This is a genomic window from Candidatus Pelagibacter bacterium nBUS_27 (assembly GCF_051200985.1).
In the GTDB taxonomy this organism is placed as follows: Bacteria; Pseudomonadota; Alphaproteobacteria; order Pelagibacterales; family Pelagibacteraceae; genus Pelagibacter.
In genome coordinates, this window is sequence record NZ_CP172845.1 from 353558 (window position 1) to 367516 (window position 13959).

Consider the following 13959-nt stretch of genomic DNA (forward strand, 5'->3'; position numbering starts at 1 on the left):
ATGAGATCTTTAAGTGAAATTGAAACTGCAACCAAAAGAGCAAGTAGAGCAGTTGGTTTTTCGTGGGGAAATTCTGAAGAAGTAGGAAAATCTATACGATTATTAGAGATGTTTGGATTGCAAGGAATTAAAAATTTAAATTATTATTATAAAGAGAAAGATACAAAAAATTTTGAAGAATTAAATTTAATTAGCGAAAAAAACGAACCTACTTCAGAAGCTTTCTGCCCAATTATACTTGGAATTAGTTTTTTGGATCAAATTAAATTGATAGAAAATTTTGAGACAATTAAATTTAAGAAAATTGCACATCCAATTATATTTTTATCATTTTTAAGCAGAGCATCAGAAATAAGTGGAAAAAAAATATATATTAAATTTGATCAAAATGAAATTTTGATGAATTTAAATGTAAATATTTCTTCAAATATTTTTAATAAAGAGTTTCCTAAATTTGCAAATGAAATTGAGATCAAATTTATTAATAACCAAGATAATTTCACAGATTCAGAGTGGAATAGCTTGTATAAATTAGCTGAAAATACTTTTGTTGAAGAAAGTGACAGTTTAAAACAAGGTGCCGCTGGGGCAGGACTTACAGATAATGACTGATAAATCAGAGCAAAAATATAGTGAAGAAATTGCTAAAGAATTAAACAATATTTGTGAAGAATGTAAGAAAGAAGATGAAAGTGTTTCTCAAAATTTAATTTTGACTAGTTATAAACTGTGTTCATCCTGTAGAGTTTCTAAAACTATTTTTCCAATTTAGCTGATCTGATTTACGGGCAGCATATTCATTCTACTCATTACAAAAGAAATAGATAAGAATGCTATTATCAAAAAAGATAAAAATACTATTCCAAAAGATTTTATATTAGATTTCAATCCTAATATTTGTTTGGTAGAGATGATTAATCCTGCAAAAATCCAAAATTGTGTAAGAAAAATGATTGGTATCATCATATTTGGAGTTACTGCAAAAAATCTAAGTAAACCAGGTGCATGAGCAAATCCAACTGCAGTTAAAACTTTTTTAAAAGGAACTTTTGTTTTTTTGTCTGGAAAAAGTTTAACACCAATTACATAAATAAAAATTGCCCAAACTAACCAAGTTATAATTGATGTAAGTCCTGACATGGCAACTGCAGTTTTAATGACTGTGTTTGCGGCTACAGCACCAGCAATTCCGTCTAAGATCATTATAAGTCCAGCAAAATAAACTGAAGCTTCTCCAAAGTTTTTATTATCTGTATAAAGAGACTTATCTAATTTAATTGATTTAAAAACTATATTTAAAAATTCACCAAACATTAATCTTTATTCTTTTTATTCTTTTGAGCTTTATACGAAACTATTAGTGGGAATATTATTAAAGCAATCGCAATAATAATGCAAATTACGATTAAAAAACTTTTAGTCATTGAGAAAATGGGGGAGCTTTATTAAAGCTCCCCCAAAATAGATTTAGCCTTTTACAACTTCTCTTGTATTTGCGTTGAAAGACTCTTTAAATGGAATATCCACTACTACTGCATCAACAGGTGTTCCTGGTGTGTCAGAGTATTTTTCAGGTAGATGAACTTTAAATTTAGTTCCAACAGTACCTTTTGGAAAGCCATTAGAGTTTAATGTTCCATCAAATGGCACATATCCCATAGCAATGTTTTGTTTTTTCTCTGGGTGATACCAAGGAGAGGTGATAAATCCAACTGGATCTCCACCATTCTCAGGTGACACTAGCCAAAAATCAGGAGCATACTCTTCAATTGGTTTTCCACCTAATTCAAGTCCAACTAATTGAAGCTTGTAAGGTTTTTTACCATCTTTAAGTTCTGCGCCCATTTTTTCCAAAGCAGCTTTACCTACGTAGTCACCTTTTTTGTTCCATTCACCTTTTCCAGATAATGAAACTTGGTAACCTAGGTTACACTGAAACGGATTGTGTTGAGCGTCCATATCTTGACCCCATGAAAGAATCCCTGCTTGAATTCTTCTATGGTGAGCAGGAGCAATAACCATTAGGCTATGTTTTTTACCTGCATCAAGAACAGCATTCCACATATCCTCAGCATATAAAGTAGAGTCTCTTAAATATATTTCGTACCCAGCTTCTCCAGAGAAACCAGATTGTGAAATGACACAACTTCTTCCACCCACCTTAACTTCTGCCAAACCGTAGAAAGGCATATTGTCAAAATCAACTTGATCCCCACAAAGGTCTTTCATTAAAGCTTTTGATTTTGGTCCTTGTATTTGTACTGGACTGACATCAATCTCTTCAATCGTACAATCAAATCTTCCATCAGCATTTACCCCTTGAAGGTACATACCAATATCAGAGTCTGATAAAGAGAACCAGAATTCATCTTCAGAAATTCTAAGAAGAATTGGATCATTTAAAACTCCACCATATGCATTACACAAGATTACATATCTTGCTCTCATAGGAGAAATTTTTGTTGCATCTCTAGTTATTACATAGTCAGTAAATTTTTCTGCATCCGGACCCTTAACTCTGATTTGTCTTTCAACAGCAACGTTCCACATAGTAACGTGATTTACAATTGCATCATACTCAACCATTGCTCCACCATCTTCTGGTTTTACATATCCTCTTGGATGATAAATACGATTGTAAACTGTTGCTCTCCAGCAACCTGCCTGCATTGATAAATGCCAATAAGGTGATTTTCTTACTCTTGTTGAGATAAGCATTTCAACTTTAGTTGGCCCACTTTGTCTTAAATTGTATGGTACTGCACGATCTGATTGATCAACTGTAGTAGCATGTTTTAACTTAGTATAGTCAAACTCATTAGACATAACTATTCTCCTTCAACCACTTGTTTGTTTCCTTCAAGCCGCCGAATGTATAAATGTGGAAGTTATCAGTATGTGATTTAACTTTCCCAATTAAATCATTAGGGTCTTTAGGTTTCAATAAATCTAACGCCTTAGTAAAATTAGACTTAAGAAAGTTAATGGAATTTTTCGCCCCGACAATATTAGCAAATTTTATTAAGCTAGATATTTTCATCGGCCCAGTAATTCCAACATGCACTGGTACGCTTTGTTTAGAAATGAAATCAACAATAGGTTGACTATCTAATAACCATTGGGTTACTATGTAATCAGCATAAGGCTTCTTATCCATCATTGCTTTTTCTAAATTTTGTTCTGGTATATCTGGACTTCCTTCAGGATGACCCGCAATACCAATTTTAATTCCTTCAAAAAAACCTGTTTCTAAAATTTGATATGAGCTATCAAACTTTCCAATTGGCTCTCTACTTCCTCCAATTACTAAAGCTTGCTTAACTCCTTGATCTTTACATCTTGAAACATAATCTTTTAATTCATCTTCATTTTTAATTGATCTAGCTGGAAAGTGTGGAACTGGATTAAAACCTTTTTTTACAAGGTCTCCCGATTTATCGGCAGTTTCTTTATAATCACCACCTGGTAACATTGTAACATAAACATCCTTCACAGATGGTAAAGTTTCTAGGTCAGTGTGTGGACCAATTTCCAATGAAAAATTCATTTTTTCCCGATCATTATCTTATTTGAAAAAGCTGTCAAAGAAATTCAGCATGTTCCAAAATGGAAATTTGTTGCCAAAAATTATGGCCATGGTAATTTTTTTTATGGGCCAAAATCTTAAAAATAATTCTCTCTCAAAAATCTTGGATATTAAGAAATTGATGAATGTGGACAAATCGATTGAGACTGCAAATGGGCTTCCAAACGAATGCTACACCAATGAGCAATATTTAGAATATGAAAGGGATAAGATTTTTTGTGATAAATGGACAGTAATTGGAGTGGGTAGCTCAATACCTAATGCTGGAGATGCTGAACCATACAATCTACTCGGGATTCCTTTGATGATAGTCAGAGACAGAGATCTTAATATTAGAGTATTCCACAATGTCTGCAGCCATAGAGGTTTTAAGCTTATAGACAAGCCATGCACTTTAAAGAATGTAATTAGATGCCCTTATCATTCCTGGTCATATGATTTTACTGGAAACCTGGTGGCTACCCCTCATATAGGAGGTTTAAATATTCATAATTCAGATCAATTTAAAAAGAATCAGAGCAATCTAAAAGAAGTTAGATCTAAAACATGGATGGATATTATTTTTGTTAATATTAATTCAAATGAAATTGAATTCGAAGAATATATCAATCCACTTGAACAAAGATGGTCTAAATTTATTAATCATGAAGATCAAAAATTATTAGTTCATTCTAAAGACCATGGTTCATTTGATTTAGAAGTTAAATGTAATTGGAAGTTTGCAATTGAGAATTATTGTGAAAGTTATCACTTACCAACTATTCACCCAGAACTAAACAAAGTATCAAATATTAATGATCATTATCACATTCAAGGGTTACCAAATCGATTTGCGGGACAAGGAAGTGAGAAATATGAACAACCAGTAAAAGGAAATAACAAATTTGATACATTTAAAAACTGGGAAAAAAAATCACTCAAAAATTCTGAATATATTGCACTTTTCCCAAATGTAATGATTGGATTGCACTTGGATCATTTTTATGTATTTTGGCTGGAACCACTTGCAACAAATAAAACTAAAGAACATATGCAAATGTATTATGTCGGTGATAAAAGTGCTAATGGTGAAGAACTTAAAGAATTGAGAAAAGAAAATGCAAGATTTTGGAAAGATGTAATGTTGGAAGATATAAGTGCAATCGAAGGAATGCAGGAAGGAAGAGGTTCACCAGTTTATAATGGGGGAAACTTTTCACCAGTTATGGATCAACCAACTCATCAATTTCATAAATGGGTAGCAAATAGTTTATTATAAAGATGAAAATTATTTTAATAATGGGTCTACCTGGCTCAGGAAAAACAACATTAGCTGAAGAATTAGCACCAATGCTTAATGCAAAAAGATTAAATGCTGATGAGGTTAGAAAAGAGGCAAATGATTGGGATTTTTCTGAAGAAGGAAGAAAAAGACAAGCAAGAAGAATGGCAGATTTTGCAAAAAAATTAAAAGAGAGAGGAAATTTTGTTGTAGCAGATTTTGTTTGCCCAACACCTGAAGCAAGAAAATTATTCCCTGCAGATTTTGTTGTTTGGGTTGATACTATTAAAGAAGGAAGATTTGATGACACTAATAAAATGTTTGTTAAACCGGATAAGTTTAACTTTCATGTGACCACGCAAGATGCTAAAAATTGGGCACCAAAAATATTAAAGGAGATAAAATAATGGCTCACGAATGGGATAATAAAAAACCAACAGCACAAATGTTAGGAAGATGGCAACCATTTCATGATGGTCATTACACTTTATTTAAAGAAATTGTAAAAAAAACAGGTCAAGTTTGTATTCAAATTAGAGATGTTCAAGGAGTTGATGACAATCCTTTTGATTTTGAAACAGTTAAAAAAAATATTGAAGACAGGTTAAATCCTGAATTTGAAGGTCAATTTAGAGTAATGCTTGTGCCAAATATCACCAACATTTGTTATGGACGTGGTGTTGGTTACAAAATAGAAGAAATTGAACTTTCGAAAGAAATTCAAGAAATCTCAGCTACTAAAATTAGAGCTAAGATGAGAGAAGAAGGAAAATTGGAATAAATTTTAATGAACGATAGATTAAAAACTATTGTAGATTTAGAAAATTATCCAATTCATGATCTGTCTTCCAGCAAGATACAAACAATAATTAAAAAATGTAAAGACGATTTAGAACAGTTTAGCTGCTCTACTATTCCAAATTTTATTTTACCAAAGTCAATTGAGACTATGAATTTTGAATTGGAAAAAAAAATTGATAAAGTTTTTATGTCGAAAAAAAGTATTAATCCATATCTTAACTCTAAGGATGATCCTTCTTTATCTCCAAACCATCCCAAAAGAACTTTTTTAGAGAGAGATAATGGATATTTAAACTCAGATCTTTTTGACAACGGCTCTGAAATGAAATTTTTATACGAGCAGGAAGAACTTTTAAAATTTGTATCCGCTTGTCTAGGGATCTCGCCAATATACAGATGGGCAGACCCATTGGCTTGTCACGCCTACAATGTAATGAGGTCGGAAGGAATTCTTCCTTGGCATTTTGATAGCTGTGAATTTACACTCAGTATAATGATACAAAAACCTGATGAGGGTGGAATTTTTGAATATTGTCCATTTATTAGAAAGCCAGGAAATGAAAATTTTGATGAAGTTAAAAAAGTACTAGATGGTGACAGAACAAAGGTTCGGCAATTAAAATTAGAACCTGGAGATTTACAAATATTTAAGGGTAGATTTACACTGCATAGAGTTACAAAAGTAAAAGGAGAAAAACCAAGATATCTTTGTATACCAGCTTATGTATTGGATCCTTGGAGAGTAAATACTCCTGAACATTCAGAAGCTATTTATGGAAAAGTTCTACCAATTCATATAGAACGAAATCAAGCTAGATCTGATGGTTTAGCTGATTGATATGGCAAGTAATATTAAAATAAAAAAAATAACTAATGAAATTGCATCAATTATTATTGATGAACAAAAAACTTATAATTCTTTATCGTTTAAAAATTTAACTGATTTACTTAAAGCTTTTAAAAAACTTGATACTGATAAACAATCAAAAGTTATTATTTTAGAAGGTGCCGGTAAAGGCTTTAGTGCAGGACACAATTTAAAAGAAGTTAGAGGATTAAAAAAAAGAGACAAATATCAAAAATTATTTAATCTTTGTTCAAAAGTAATGCTCCAAATTGTTGAGGGAAGAAAGCCAGTAATTGCAAAGATTCATGGAGCAGCTTTTGCTGCTGGATGTCAGTTAGTTGCAAGTTGCGATTTAGCTTACAGTGCCAATGATGCTTTGTTTGCTACTCCTGGTGTTAATATAGGGTTATTTTGTAGTACTCCGATGGTTGCTGTTAGTAGAAAAATTAATAGAAAACCAATGATGAAAATGTTGTTAACTGGAGAACCTATTAAAGCAAATTATGCAAAAGAAATTGGACTAATTAACGATTGTTATTTAAAATCAAAATTAGACAATGAGGTACTGAAAGTTGCTAAAACCATTGCCTCAAAATCAAATTTAACAATTAAAATTGGTAAACAAGCCTTTTATAAACAATTGGAAATGCCATTAAAAAAAGCATATGCATATACGAGTAAAATGATGACTGTGAATATGATGGCAATGGATGCTCAAGAAGGAATATCTGCTTTTTTGGAGAAACGAAAACCAAAATGGAAAAATAAATAATGAAAAACAAAAAAAATATTTTAATTATTATTTTTATTATTTCAGGAATGTATTTTGCTTTAAGTTTTAAAGATCACAATCTCAAAAGAGCTGTAGATGCATGTCTTGCTGGAAGTCAAAAATTATCAGAGTCAAAGATTACAGATTTAAAGGAAGCCCGAAAATTTTGTGAAGATCAGATAAAAAAAAATAAATAATTTATGTCTGAGATCAAGGATATTCTCTCAAAATACAAAACTATTGCAATGATAGGAGTGAGTAAAGATCCTGGCAAACCATCAACTATAGTTATGAAATATATGCAAAAATATGGATACAAAGTTATTCCAGTTAACCCAAGAGCTAAAGGTGAAAAAATCTTAGGCGAGGAAGTCTTTGAAAAAATAATAGATATAAAAGAACCAGTTGATATAGTTGATGTTTTTAGACCTTCCAAAGAAGTATTTCCCATTGCAGAAGATGCAGTAAAGATTGGAGCAAAAGTTTTGTGGTTACAGCTAGGTATTAAAGATGAGAATGCAAAAGAGTTAGTTGAAAAAAATGATATTGAATATATAGAAAATAAATGTACTAAAATGGAATACCAAAAACATTTTTTAAAAATTAGACAAGCATTCCCTGTTTTAAACAATTAAATGAATATAGTAAATTTTACACCTGTTACAGCAACTCTTGGGGGCATACTCATTGGCTTTGCAGTTGTGGTATTTTTTTTATTTAATGGCCGACTAGTAGGCATAAGTGGAATAGCTGCCAATGCTCTAACTAATAAAGATAATAAATTTGATAACATATTGTTTTTATTAGGTTTGGTGATCGGACCAATTCTTTATAGTTTGTTTGCTAATAACGAAATTAAAATCACAATCTCAAACTCTTTCATTTTGTTAATAATTGCAGGTCTTTTAGTTGGAATTGGAACTAGAATAAGTGGTGGCTGCACAAGTGGTCATGGCATTAGTGGTTGTGGAAGATTTTCACTTAGATCAATTGTTGCAACTGTAACTTTTATGATTGTTGGAATCTTAACAGTACTAGTAAAAAGTTTTATATGAATAAATTAGTTTCATTAATTTCAGGAATTGTTTTTGGTATTGGGCTAGTTATTTCAGAAATGATTAATCCTGAAAAAGTTTTAGGTTTTTTGGATTTGTTTGGAAACTGGGATCCTTCTTTAGCTTTTGTTATGATTGGTGCTTTAATAGTATCCTCACCACTATTTCATATAATCAAAAAAAAAGAAAAACCAATATTTGCTGAAAATTTTAACTATTCAAAAAACAAAAGTATTAATAATAAACTTATTTTAGGATCAGCAATATTTGGAACCGGTTGGGGATTAATCGGATTATGTCCTGGACCAGCAATATCATCAATTGCACTCTTAGATATTCACTCAATAACATTTGTTATAGCAATGTTTGTAGGTTTTTATTTAGTAAAGTTAATTAACTTTGATAATTAAAATTCATGAGTAAAAAAATATTTTTAGTTTATGGGCACTATAATGATAAATCTTTTAATGCCGCAATAAGAGATACCTTTATAAAAACAGCTGAAGAAAAAGGGAACAAAGTTGATGCTGTTGATTTGTATAAAGAAAAATTTGATCCAGTTTTTGCAGGTGAAGAACCTGGTGAAGATGTTTTAAACCATCGTCAAAGAATTGAAGAGTGCGATACAATTGTTTTAATTGCACCAATTTGGAATTTTAGGATGCCAGCAATAGTTGAAGGTTGGATAGATAAAGTATTAGCACCACCTTGGGCGTTTAGATTTAAACAGTTGTGGGGTAACTATGGTTATCCGATTGGAAATTTGAGACAAAAAAAAGCAATTATTTTTTGCACTTATGGATCTCCAAGATTAGCAATTACGACCTTTTTTTTAAACCTTCCTATAAGAAGACTAAAAAGAGGAGTATTTCATATGTGTGGCATATATAACATTGTTTATAGAAGATATTTTGCAGTACCATTTGTTAGTGATGCAAAAAGACAAGAATTTTTAGATGATGTTAAAAAGACTGCCATTAATATTTAAGGTTTTAGTTCTACTCTTAATCACAATTTCAATATCCAAAGCAGAAATATTAAAGCCAAGTAGCGATATTAATCCTAAAGAAGTGGTTAAAATTCAGCTAACAGGCCTTCAGAAAAATGACCTTAATTTTAAAGACAGTGGTATAGAGCAAACATGGAATTTTGCCCACCCAAACAACAAAAAGGTTACTGGTCCCCTAGGTAATTTTAAAAGGATGTTGAAGGGCAACTCCTATGAGATGATGATTAATCATTTAAGTCACACAATTACCCAGCTTGGAAGTAGCGAAAATTGGGCTCAATTTGAGGTAGTTATTTTAGATAAAAATAAAATCTATCATAAGTTCAATTGGCAGGTTGAAAAGTATACTGAAGAGGGTGAACTTAAAGACTGTTGGTTGACGAGCATGGTCTCAAATCCGATCCCACTAGGCAGTTCAATTTAATTATCCACAGATACAATTTTGTTTCGTTATTTCAAAAAATTTAGTAGGAATCGCGAATGAAAACAAAAACTAAAGTTGTAGTAGTTGGCGGTGGAGTAGTAGGTGTTAGTGCTCTTTACCATTTAGCAAAAAAAGGTTGGTCAGATGTTGTTCTTGTTGAAAGAAAAGAATTAACATCAGGATCTACTTGGCATGCAGCAGGATTATTACCTTTATTTAATATGAGTTATTCAGTTGGACAACTTCATAAATACGCAGTTGATCTTTATAAAAAATTAGAAGAAGAAACTGGAAAAAATGTTGGCTTTAGTGTTGTATCAAATATTCGTTTAGCAAGTACTAAAGATAGAATGGATGAGTATCATCAGTATGCTGGTGTAGCTCAAACTATTGGCGTCGATGTAAAATTTTTAACACCAGATCAAGTAAAAGAAATTTGGCCTTTGTGTCATACAGATGATTTAGTTGGTGCGATCCAACACCCTGAGGATGGATATATTCAGCCTGCTGATTTAACTCAAGCAATGGCAACTGGTGCAAGAAATATGGGTGCCGAAATTTATAGAAATACAAGTGTACTTTCAATGAAACAAACTAAAGATGGTTGGATTGTTGAAACTGACAAAGGTTCTATAGAGTGCGAACATATTATTTCTTGTTCAGGAAACTTTGCAAGACAAACTGGTAAAATGGTTGGCTTAGATATTCCTGTTATTCCAGTTGAACATCAATACATTGTAACCGAACCACATCCTGAAATTCAAAAAAGAAAAAAAGATGGTTTACCAGAAATGGGAGTTTTAAGGGATAGCGATAACAGATGGTACATGAGAGAAGAAGCAGGTGGATTAATTTTAGGTCCATACGAAGATGGTGCACCAGCTTGTTATGTTAATGGTCCCTCAAAAGATTCAGAGTATGAATTGTTTCAAGAAGATTTAGATAGATTAGCACCACACATTGAGGGTGCAATACACCGTGTTCCTGCGTTTGGAGAAGTTGGTGTTAAAAAAGTTTATAACGGTGCAATTTGTTATACACCAGATGGCAATCCAATTGTTGGACCTGCGTGGGGATTAAAAAACTTTTGGATTAACGAAGGACATAGTTTTGGAATTACTGCAGCGGGTGGAGCAGGATGGCAATTAGCTGAATGGATTGTTGATGGTGAGCCAACTATTGATATGCTTGGTGTTGAGCCTAGACGTTATGGAGATTATGCAACTAAGTCTTATTTAAAAGCTAAAAATGAAGAAGCGTATAGTCATGTATTTATTACCCACTATCCTGATGAAGAAAGACCTGCCGCAAGACCTTTAAGAACATCTCCTTGTTATGAAAGAATGAAAGATTTAGGTGCAGTTTTTGGACAAAAATTTGGTTGGGAAAGACCCAATTTTTTTGCAACAGATGGTATGGAGCAAAAAGATGACTGGTCGTTTAGAAGATCTAAGTGGTTTGAGGCTATTAAAAAAGAATGTCAAAACGTAAAAGACAATGTTGGACTTTTAGATATGACCGCATTTGCAAAATGCAGAATTAAAGGTCCAAAAGCTGAGGAATTTTTAGATCATTTAGTAGCAAATAAACTGCCAAAAAAAATTGGAAGAATTGGTTTGTGTCATGCTCTTAATACCAAGGGTGGGGTTCATTCAGAATTTACAATTATGAGAGAATCTGAAAATAGTTTTTATTTAGTATCTGCTGGAGCAAACTTAAGATTAGATCATGATTGGATTAAAAAATGGATGCCAGATGAAGGTGTTACCTTTGAAGATCTAACTAACAGCACGGGTGTACTGGTTGTAGCGGGCCCTAAATCAAGAGAGTTGTTGCAAAAAGTATCTACTGATGATTTTTCAAATGAGAATTTTAAATGGTTAACAGCACAAAATGTTGATGTTGGATATGCTCCTGTTAATGCCATGAGAGTAAATTTTGTTGGTGAACTAGGTTGGGAACTTCATCATCCAATTGAATATCAAAATCATATTTTTGATAAGTTAATGGAAGCTGGTAAGGATTTAGGTATCAAACCTTTTGGTATAAGAGCAATGAACAGCTTAAGATTAGAAAAATCATACAAACTAGTTGGTACTGAGCTTTCAATTGAATATTCACCTTACGAGTCTGGGTTAGATAGATTTGTTCACCCTAACAAAGGTAGTTTCATAGGACTAGAGGCTCTTAACAAATGGAGAGAAAAAGGTTTTGATAACAAGCTTATTACTCTTGAAATTCATAACACCAAAGATGCTGATGTTTTGGGAAATAACCCAATTTACAAAGATAACAAAGTTGTTGGAAGAGCAACTGGTGGCGAATTTGGTTTTAGATTAGATAAATCAATTGCTCTTGCCATGGTGAAACCAGAGCATGCTAAGGTAGGCGACAAATTACAAGTTGATATTTTAGGTGAAATGTATGAGGCTACTGTTTTAGAAGAGAGTCCGTACGATTCTGAAAATAATTTGTTGAGAGCTTAATGAAAATTTTAGTCGCTGTTAAAAGAGTTATTGATTACAATGTTCAAATAAGAGTTAAAGAAGATGGCACAGGTGTTGTTACTGACAATGTTAAGATGTCAACAAATCCACCAGATGACAATGCAATCGAAGAAGCAGTAAAGATTAAAGAAAGTGGAAAAGCAACAGAAGTAATTGCTGTAACTGTTGGTGAAGAAAAAGCTCAGGAAACTGTCAGAAAAGCTCTAGCGGTTGGAGCTGATAGAGGAATTCATGTCAAAGCAGAAGGCATAATAGAACCCATTGCTGTTTCAAAAATTTTACAAAAAATTGTTGAGAAAGAAAAACCAGATTTAGTCTTTATGGGTAAACAAGCAATTGATGATGATTGCAATCAAACAGGACAAATGTTGAGTGCATTATTAAATTGGCCTCAAGCAACTTTTGCTTCAAAAATTGAAGTTAAAGATGGAAAATTAGAAGTTATTAGAGAAATTGATGAGGGTTTAGAAACTATCGAAATCAATACTCCAGCCATCGTAACCTGTGACTTAAGATTAAATGAACCAAGATATGCTTCATTGCCAAATATAATGAAAGCAAAGAAAAAACCAATTGAACAAATGAATGCATCAGATTTAGGAGTTGATACCGCACCTAAAATACAACATATAAAAGTCGAAGAACCACCTAAGCGTAAAGCTGGAATTAAGGTTTCAAGTGTTGCTGAATTAGTTCAAAAATTAAAAAATGAGGCAAAAGTAATATAATGTCAGTATTATTAATAGTAGAGCACAACAATAAAGAGCTTAAATCTTTTACTTTAAATGCTGTTACAGCAGCATCTCAAATTGATACCGATGTTCACGCATTAGTTATTGGAAATAATTGTAGTGATGCTGCTAAAGCTGCCTCAGAACTACCCTTGGTTAAAAAAGTAATTACAGTTGAGGCTGCTCATTATGAAAATTTTTTAGCAGAAAATTTTGCTCCGGTTGTTACAAAACTTGCAGATAATTATTCTCATATAGTTTGTTCAGCAAATACATTTGGTAAAAATTTAATGCCAAGAATAGCTGCTAAATTAGATACATCACAAGTTAGTGATATTATCAAAGTAGAGTCCGCAGATACTTTTGTTAGACCCATTTATGCGGGAAATGCTTTTGCAACCGTTAAAAGTTCTGATGCAAAAAAATGTATTACTATTAGACCAACTTCTTTTGATCCATGTGAAAGCTCGGGGGGATCAGCACCAATTGAAACTGCTGAAGCAGGAGAAGAGTTTTCGTTAACAAAATTTATTAAAAGAGAAGAAATAAAATCAGATAGACCTGAACTTGGTACAGCAAGAATAGTAGTATCAGGTGGAAGGGGGATGCAAAGTGGAGATAACTTTAAATTAATTACTTCTATTGCAGATAAATTAAATGCAGCAATAGGTGCTTCTAGAGCAGCAGTGGATGCCGGTTATATCAGTAATGATCATCAAGTTGGTCAAACAGGTAAAGTAGTTGTTCCAGATCTTTATATTGCTGTTGGGATTTCAGGAGCTATCCAGCATTTAGCAGGAATGAAAGAAAGCAAAGTAATTGTTGCAATTAATAAAGATGGAGAAGCTCCCATTTTTAGTGTTGCAGATTATGGTTTAGAAGCAGATTTATTTGAAGCTTTGCCACAGTTCCTAGAAGAGCTGAACAAATTAAACACTATACAAAAATAATTCTTAAAGATAAAAA

Annotated in this window: 19 protein-coding genes; 16 read left to right on the forward strand and 3 right to left on the reverse strand. The window is 32.4% G+C overall.

Features of this window, described 5'->3' with window-relative positions; all coding sequences use genetic code 11:
* Window positions 1-612 carry a DUF3726 domain-containing protein gene (locus ACIJYG_RS01855; protein WP_435097887.1) on the forward strand — a complete coding sequence of 204 codons (612 nt, stop codon included), beginning with the start codon at window positions 1-3 and terminating at the stop codon, window positions 610-612.
* Window positions 605-772 (forward strand): hypothetical protein, encoded by a 168-nt coding sequence (locus tag ACIJYG_RS01860; protein ID WP_435090808.1) that lies wholly within the window; start codon window positions 605-607, stop codon window positions 770-772. The genes ACIJYG_RS01855 and ACIJYG_RS01860 overlap by 8 nt, the downstream gene beginning before the upstream one ends.
* On the opposite strand, the gene ACIJYG_RS01865 is transcribed toward ACIJYG_RS01860, so the two are convergent.
* From ACIJYG_RS01865 to ACIJYG_RS01875, 3 genes are all read right to left on the reverse strand, one after another.
* Window positions 769-1314 carry a hypothetical protein gene (locus ACIJYG_RS01865; RefSeq protein WP_435086650.1) on the reverse strand — a complete coding sequence of 182 codons (546 nt, stop codon included), beginning with the start codon at window positions 1312-1314 and terminating at the stop codon, window positions 769-771. The two genes, ACIJYG_RS01860 and ACIJYG_RS01865, sit on opposite strands and share 4 nt — an antisense overlap.
* A 153-nt stretch (window positions 1315-1467) precedes the next feature.
* Entirely contained in the window at window positions 1468-2826 is a 1359-nt protein-coding gene (locus tag ACIJYG_RS01870; RefSeq protein ID WP_435097890.1) for an aminomethyl transferase family protein, read from the reverse strand.
* On the reverse strand, window positions 2819-3547 hold the full coding sequence (locus tag ACIJYG_RS01875; RefSeq protein ID WP_435097891.1) for a methylenetetrahydrofolate reductase: 729 nt from the start codon (window positions 3545-3547) through the stop codon (window positions 2819-2821). The genes ACIJYG_RS01870 and ACIJYG_RS01875 overlap by 8 nt, the downstream gene beginning before the upstream one ends.
* A 103-nt stretch (window positions 3548-3650) precedes the next feature.
* Here ACIJYG_RS01875 and ACIJYG_RS01880 point away from each other — a divergent pair, with 103 nt between their 5' ends.
* From ACIJYG_RS01880 to ACIJYG_RS01945, 14 genes are read left to right on the forward strand one after another with little or no spacing between them, the layout of a single operon-like run.
* A complete protein-coding gene (locus ACIJYG_RS01880) occupies window positions 3651-4844 on the forward strand; it encodes an aromatic ring-hydroxylating oxygenase subunit alpha (RefSeq protein ID WP_435098835.1) in 1194 nt (397 codons plus the stop codon).
* Window positions 4845-4846: 2 nt separating this feature from the next.
* Window positions 4847-5254, forward strand: coding sequence for an AAA family ATPase (locus tag ACIJYG_RS01885; RefSeq protein WP_435097894.1), 408 nt, complete (start codon window positions 4847-4849; stop codon window positions 5252-5254).
* Complete coding sequence (locus ACIJYG_RS01890; protein WP_435097897.1) at window positions 5254-5628, forward strand: cytidyltransferase; 375 nt, start codon at window positions 5254-5256, stop codon at window positions 5626-5628. Before ACIJYG_RS01885 ends, ACIJYG_RS01890 begins: the two co-directional genes overlap by 1 nt.
* A 6-nt stretch (window positions 5629-5634) precedes the next feature.
* Window positions 5635-6486 (forward strand): HalD/BesD family halogenase, encoded by an 852-nt coding sequence (locus ACIJYG_RS01895; protein WP_435097900.1) that lies wholly within the window; start codon window positions 5635-5637, stop codon window positions 6484-6486.
* Between the two features lies 1 nt (window position 6487).
* Window positions 6488-7267, forward strand: coding sequence for an enoyl-CoA hydratase (locus ACIJYG_RS01900; protein WP_435088774.1), 780 nt, complete (start codon window positions 6488-6490; stop codon window positions 7265-7267).
* Window positions 7267-7464, forward strand: coding sequence for a hypothetical protein (locus ACIJYG_RS01905; RefSeq protein ID WP_435088775.1), 198 nt, complete (start codon window positions 7267-7269; stop codon window positions 7462-7464). The genes ACIJYG_RS01900 and ACIJYG_RS01905 overlap by 1 nt, the downstream gene beginning before the upstream one ends.
* A 3-nt stretch (window positions 7465-7467) precedes the next feature.
* Window positions 7468-7902, forward strand: coding sequence for a CoA-binding protein (locus tag ACIJYG_RS01910; protein WP_435097902.1), 435 nt, complete (start codon window positions 7468-7470; stop codon window positions 7900-7902).
* A complete protein-coding gene (locus ACIJYG_RS01915) occupies window positions 7903-8322 on the forward strand; it encodes a YeeE/YedE family protein (protein ID WP_435097905.1) in 420 nt (139 codons plus the stop codon).
* Window positions 8319-8732 carry a DUF6691 family protein gene (locus tag ACIJYG_RS01920; protein WP_435088778.1) on the forward strand — a complete coding sequence of 138 codons (414 nt, stop codon included), beginning with the start codon at window positions 8319-8321 and terminating at the stop codon, window positions 8730-8732. The genes ACIJYG_RS01915 and ACIJYG_RS01920 overlap by 4 nt, the downstream gene beginning before the upstream one ends.
* A gap of 5 nt (window positions 8733-8737) precedes the next feature.
* Window positions 8738-9310, forward strand: a complete 573-nt coding sequence (locus tag ACIJYG_RS01925; RefSeq protein ID WP_435097908.1) for an NAD(P)H-dependent oxidoreductase — start codon at window positions 8738-8740, stop codon at window positions 9308-9310.
* Window positions 9279-9755, forward strand: a complete 477-nt coding sequence (locus ACIJYG_RS01930) for a hypothetical protein (protein WP_435088780.1) — start codon at window positions 9279-9281, stop codon at window positions 9753-9755. The genes ACIJYG_RS01925 and ACIJYG_RS01930 overlap by 32 nt, the downstream gene beginning before the upstream one ends.
* A gap of 56 nt (window positions 9756-9811) precedes the next feature.
* On the forward strand, window positions 9812-12241 hold the full coding sequence (locus tag ACIJYG_RS01935; protein WP_435097911.1) for a GcvT family protein: 2430 nt from the start codon (window positions 9812-9814) through the stop codon (window positions 12239-12241).
* Window positions 12241-12990: an electron transfer flavoprotein subunit beta/FixA family protein gene (locus ACIJYG_RS01940; protein ID WP_435097914.1), complete on the forward strand. Its 750-nt coding sequence runs from the start codon at window positions 12241-12243 to the stop codon at window positions 12988-12990. Before ACIJYG_RS01935 ends, ACIJYG_RS01940 begins: the two co-directional genes overlap by 1 nt.
* On the forward strand, window positions 12990-13943 hold the full coding sequence (locus ACIJYG_RS01945; RefSeq protein WP_435097917.1) for an electron transfer flavoprotein subunit alpha/FixB family protein: 954 nt from the start codon (window positions 12990-12992) through the stop codon (window positions 13941-13943). The genes ACIJYG_RS01940 and ACIJYG_RS01945 overlap by 1 nt, the downstream gene beginning before the upstream one ends.
* The last annotated feature ends 16 nt before the right edge of the window (window positions 13944-13959 follow it).

Bases quoted from the DNA above. Each gene is read 5' to 3' on its own strand.
- ACIJYG_RS01855 (WP_435097887.1), top strand. From the start codon at position 1: ATGAGATCTTTAAGTGAAATTGAAACTGCAACCAAAAGAGCAAGTAGA.
- ACIJYG_RS01860 (WP_435090808.1), top strand. From the start codon at position 605: ATGACTGATAAATCAGAGCAAAAATATAGTGAAGAAATTGCTAAAGAA.
- ACIJYG_RS01865 (WP_435086650.1), bottom strand. From the start codon at position 1,314: ATGTTTGGTGAATTTTTAAATATAGTTTTTAAATCAATTAAATTAGAT.
- ACIJYG_RS01870 (WP_435097890.1), bottom strand. From the start codon at position 2,826: ATGTCTAATGAGTTTGACTATACTAAGTTAAAACATGCTACTACAGTT.
- ACIJYG_RS01875 (WP_435097891.1), bottom strand. From the start codon at position 3,547: ATGAATTTTTCATTGGAAATTGGTCCACACACTGACCTAGAAACTTTA.
- ACIJYG_RS01880 (WP_435098835.1), top strand. From the start codon at position 3,651: ATGGGCCAAAATCTTAAAAATAATTCTCTCTCAAAAATCTTGGATATT.
- ACIJYG_RS01885 (WP_435097894.1), top strand. From the start codon at position 4,847: ATGAAAATTATTTTAATAATGGGTCTACCTGGCTCAGGAAAAACAACA.
- ACIJYG_RS01890 (WP_435097897.1), top strand. From the start codon at position 5,254: ATGGCTCACGAATGGGATAATAAAAAACCAACAGCACAAATGTTAGGA.
- ACIJYG_RS01895 (WP_435097900.1), top strand. From the start codon at position 5,635: ATGAACGATAGATTAAAAACTATTGTAGATTTAGAAAATTATCCAATT.
- ACIJYG_RS01900 (WP_435088774.1), top strand. From the start codon at position 6,488: ATGGCAAGTAATATTAAAATAAAAAAAATAACTAATGAAATTGCATCA.
- ACIJYG_RS01905 (WP_435088775.1), top strand. From the start codon at position 7,267: ATGAAAAACAAAAAAAATATTTTAATTATTATTTTTATTATTTCAGGA.
- ACIJYG_RS01910 (WP_435097902.1), top strand. From the start codon at position 7,468: ATGTCTGAGATCAAGGATATTCTCTCAAAATACAAAACTATTGCAATG.
- ACIJYG_RS01915 (WP_435097905.1), top strand. From the start codon at position 7,903: ATGAATATAGTAAATTTTACACCTGTTACAGCAACTCTTGGGGGCATA.
- ACIJYG_RS01920 (WP_435088778.1), top strand. From the start codon at position 8,319: ATGAATAAATTAGTTTCATTAATTTCAGGAATTGTTTTTGGTATTGGG.
- ACIJYG_RS01925 (WP_435097908.1), top strand. From the start codon at position 8,738: ATGAGTAAAAAAATATTTTTAGTTTATGGGCACTATAATGATAAATCT.
- ACIJYG_RS01930 (WP_435088780.1), top strand. From the start codon at position 9,279: ATGATGTTAAAAAGACTGCCATTAATATTTAAGGTTTTAGTTCTACTC.
- ACIJYG_RS01935 (WP_435097911.1), top strand. From the start codon at position 9,812: ATGAAAACAAAAACTAAAGTTGTAGTAGTTGGCGGTGGAGTAGTAGGT.
- ACIJYG_RS01940 (WP_435097914.1), top strand. From the start codon at position 12,241: ATGAAAATTTTAGTCGCTGTTAAAAGAGTTATTGATTACAATGTTCAA.
- ACIJYG_RS01945 (WP_435097917.1), top strand. From the start codon at position 12,990: ATGTCAGTATTATTAATAGTAGAGCACAACAATAAAGAGCTTAAATCT.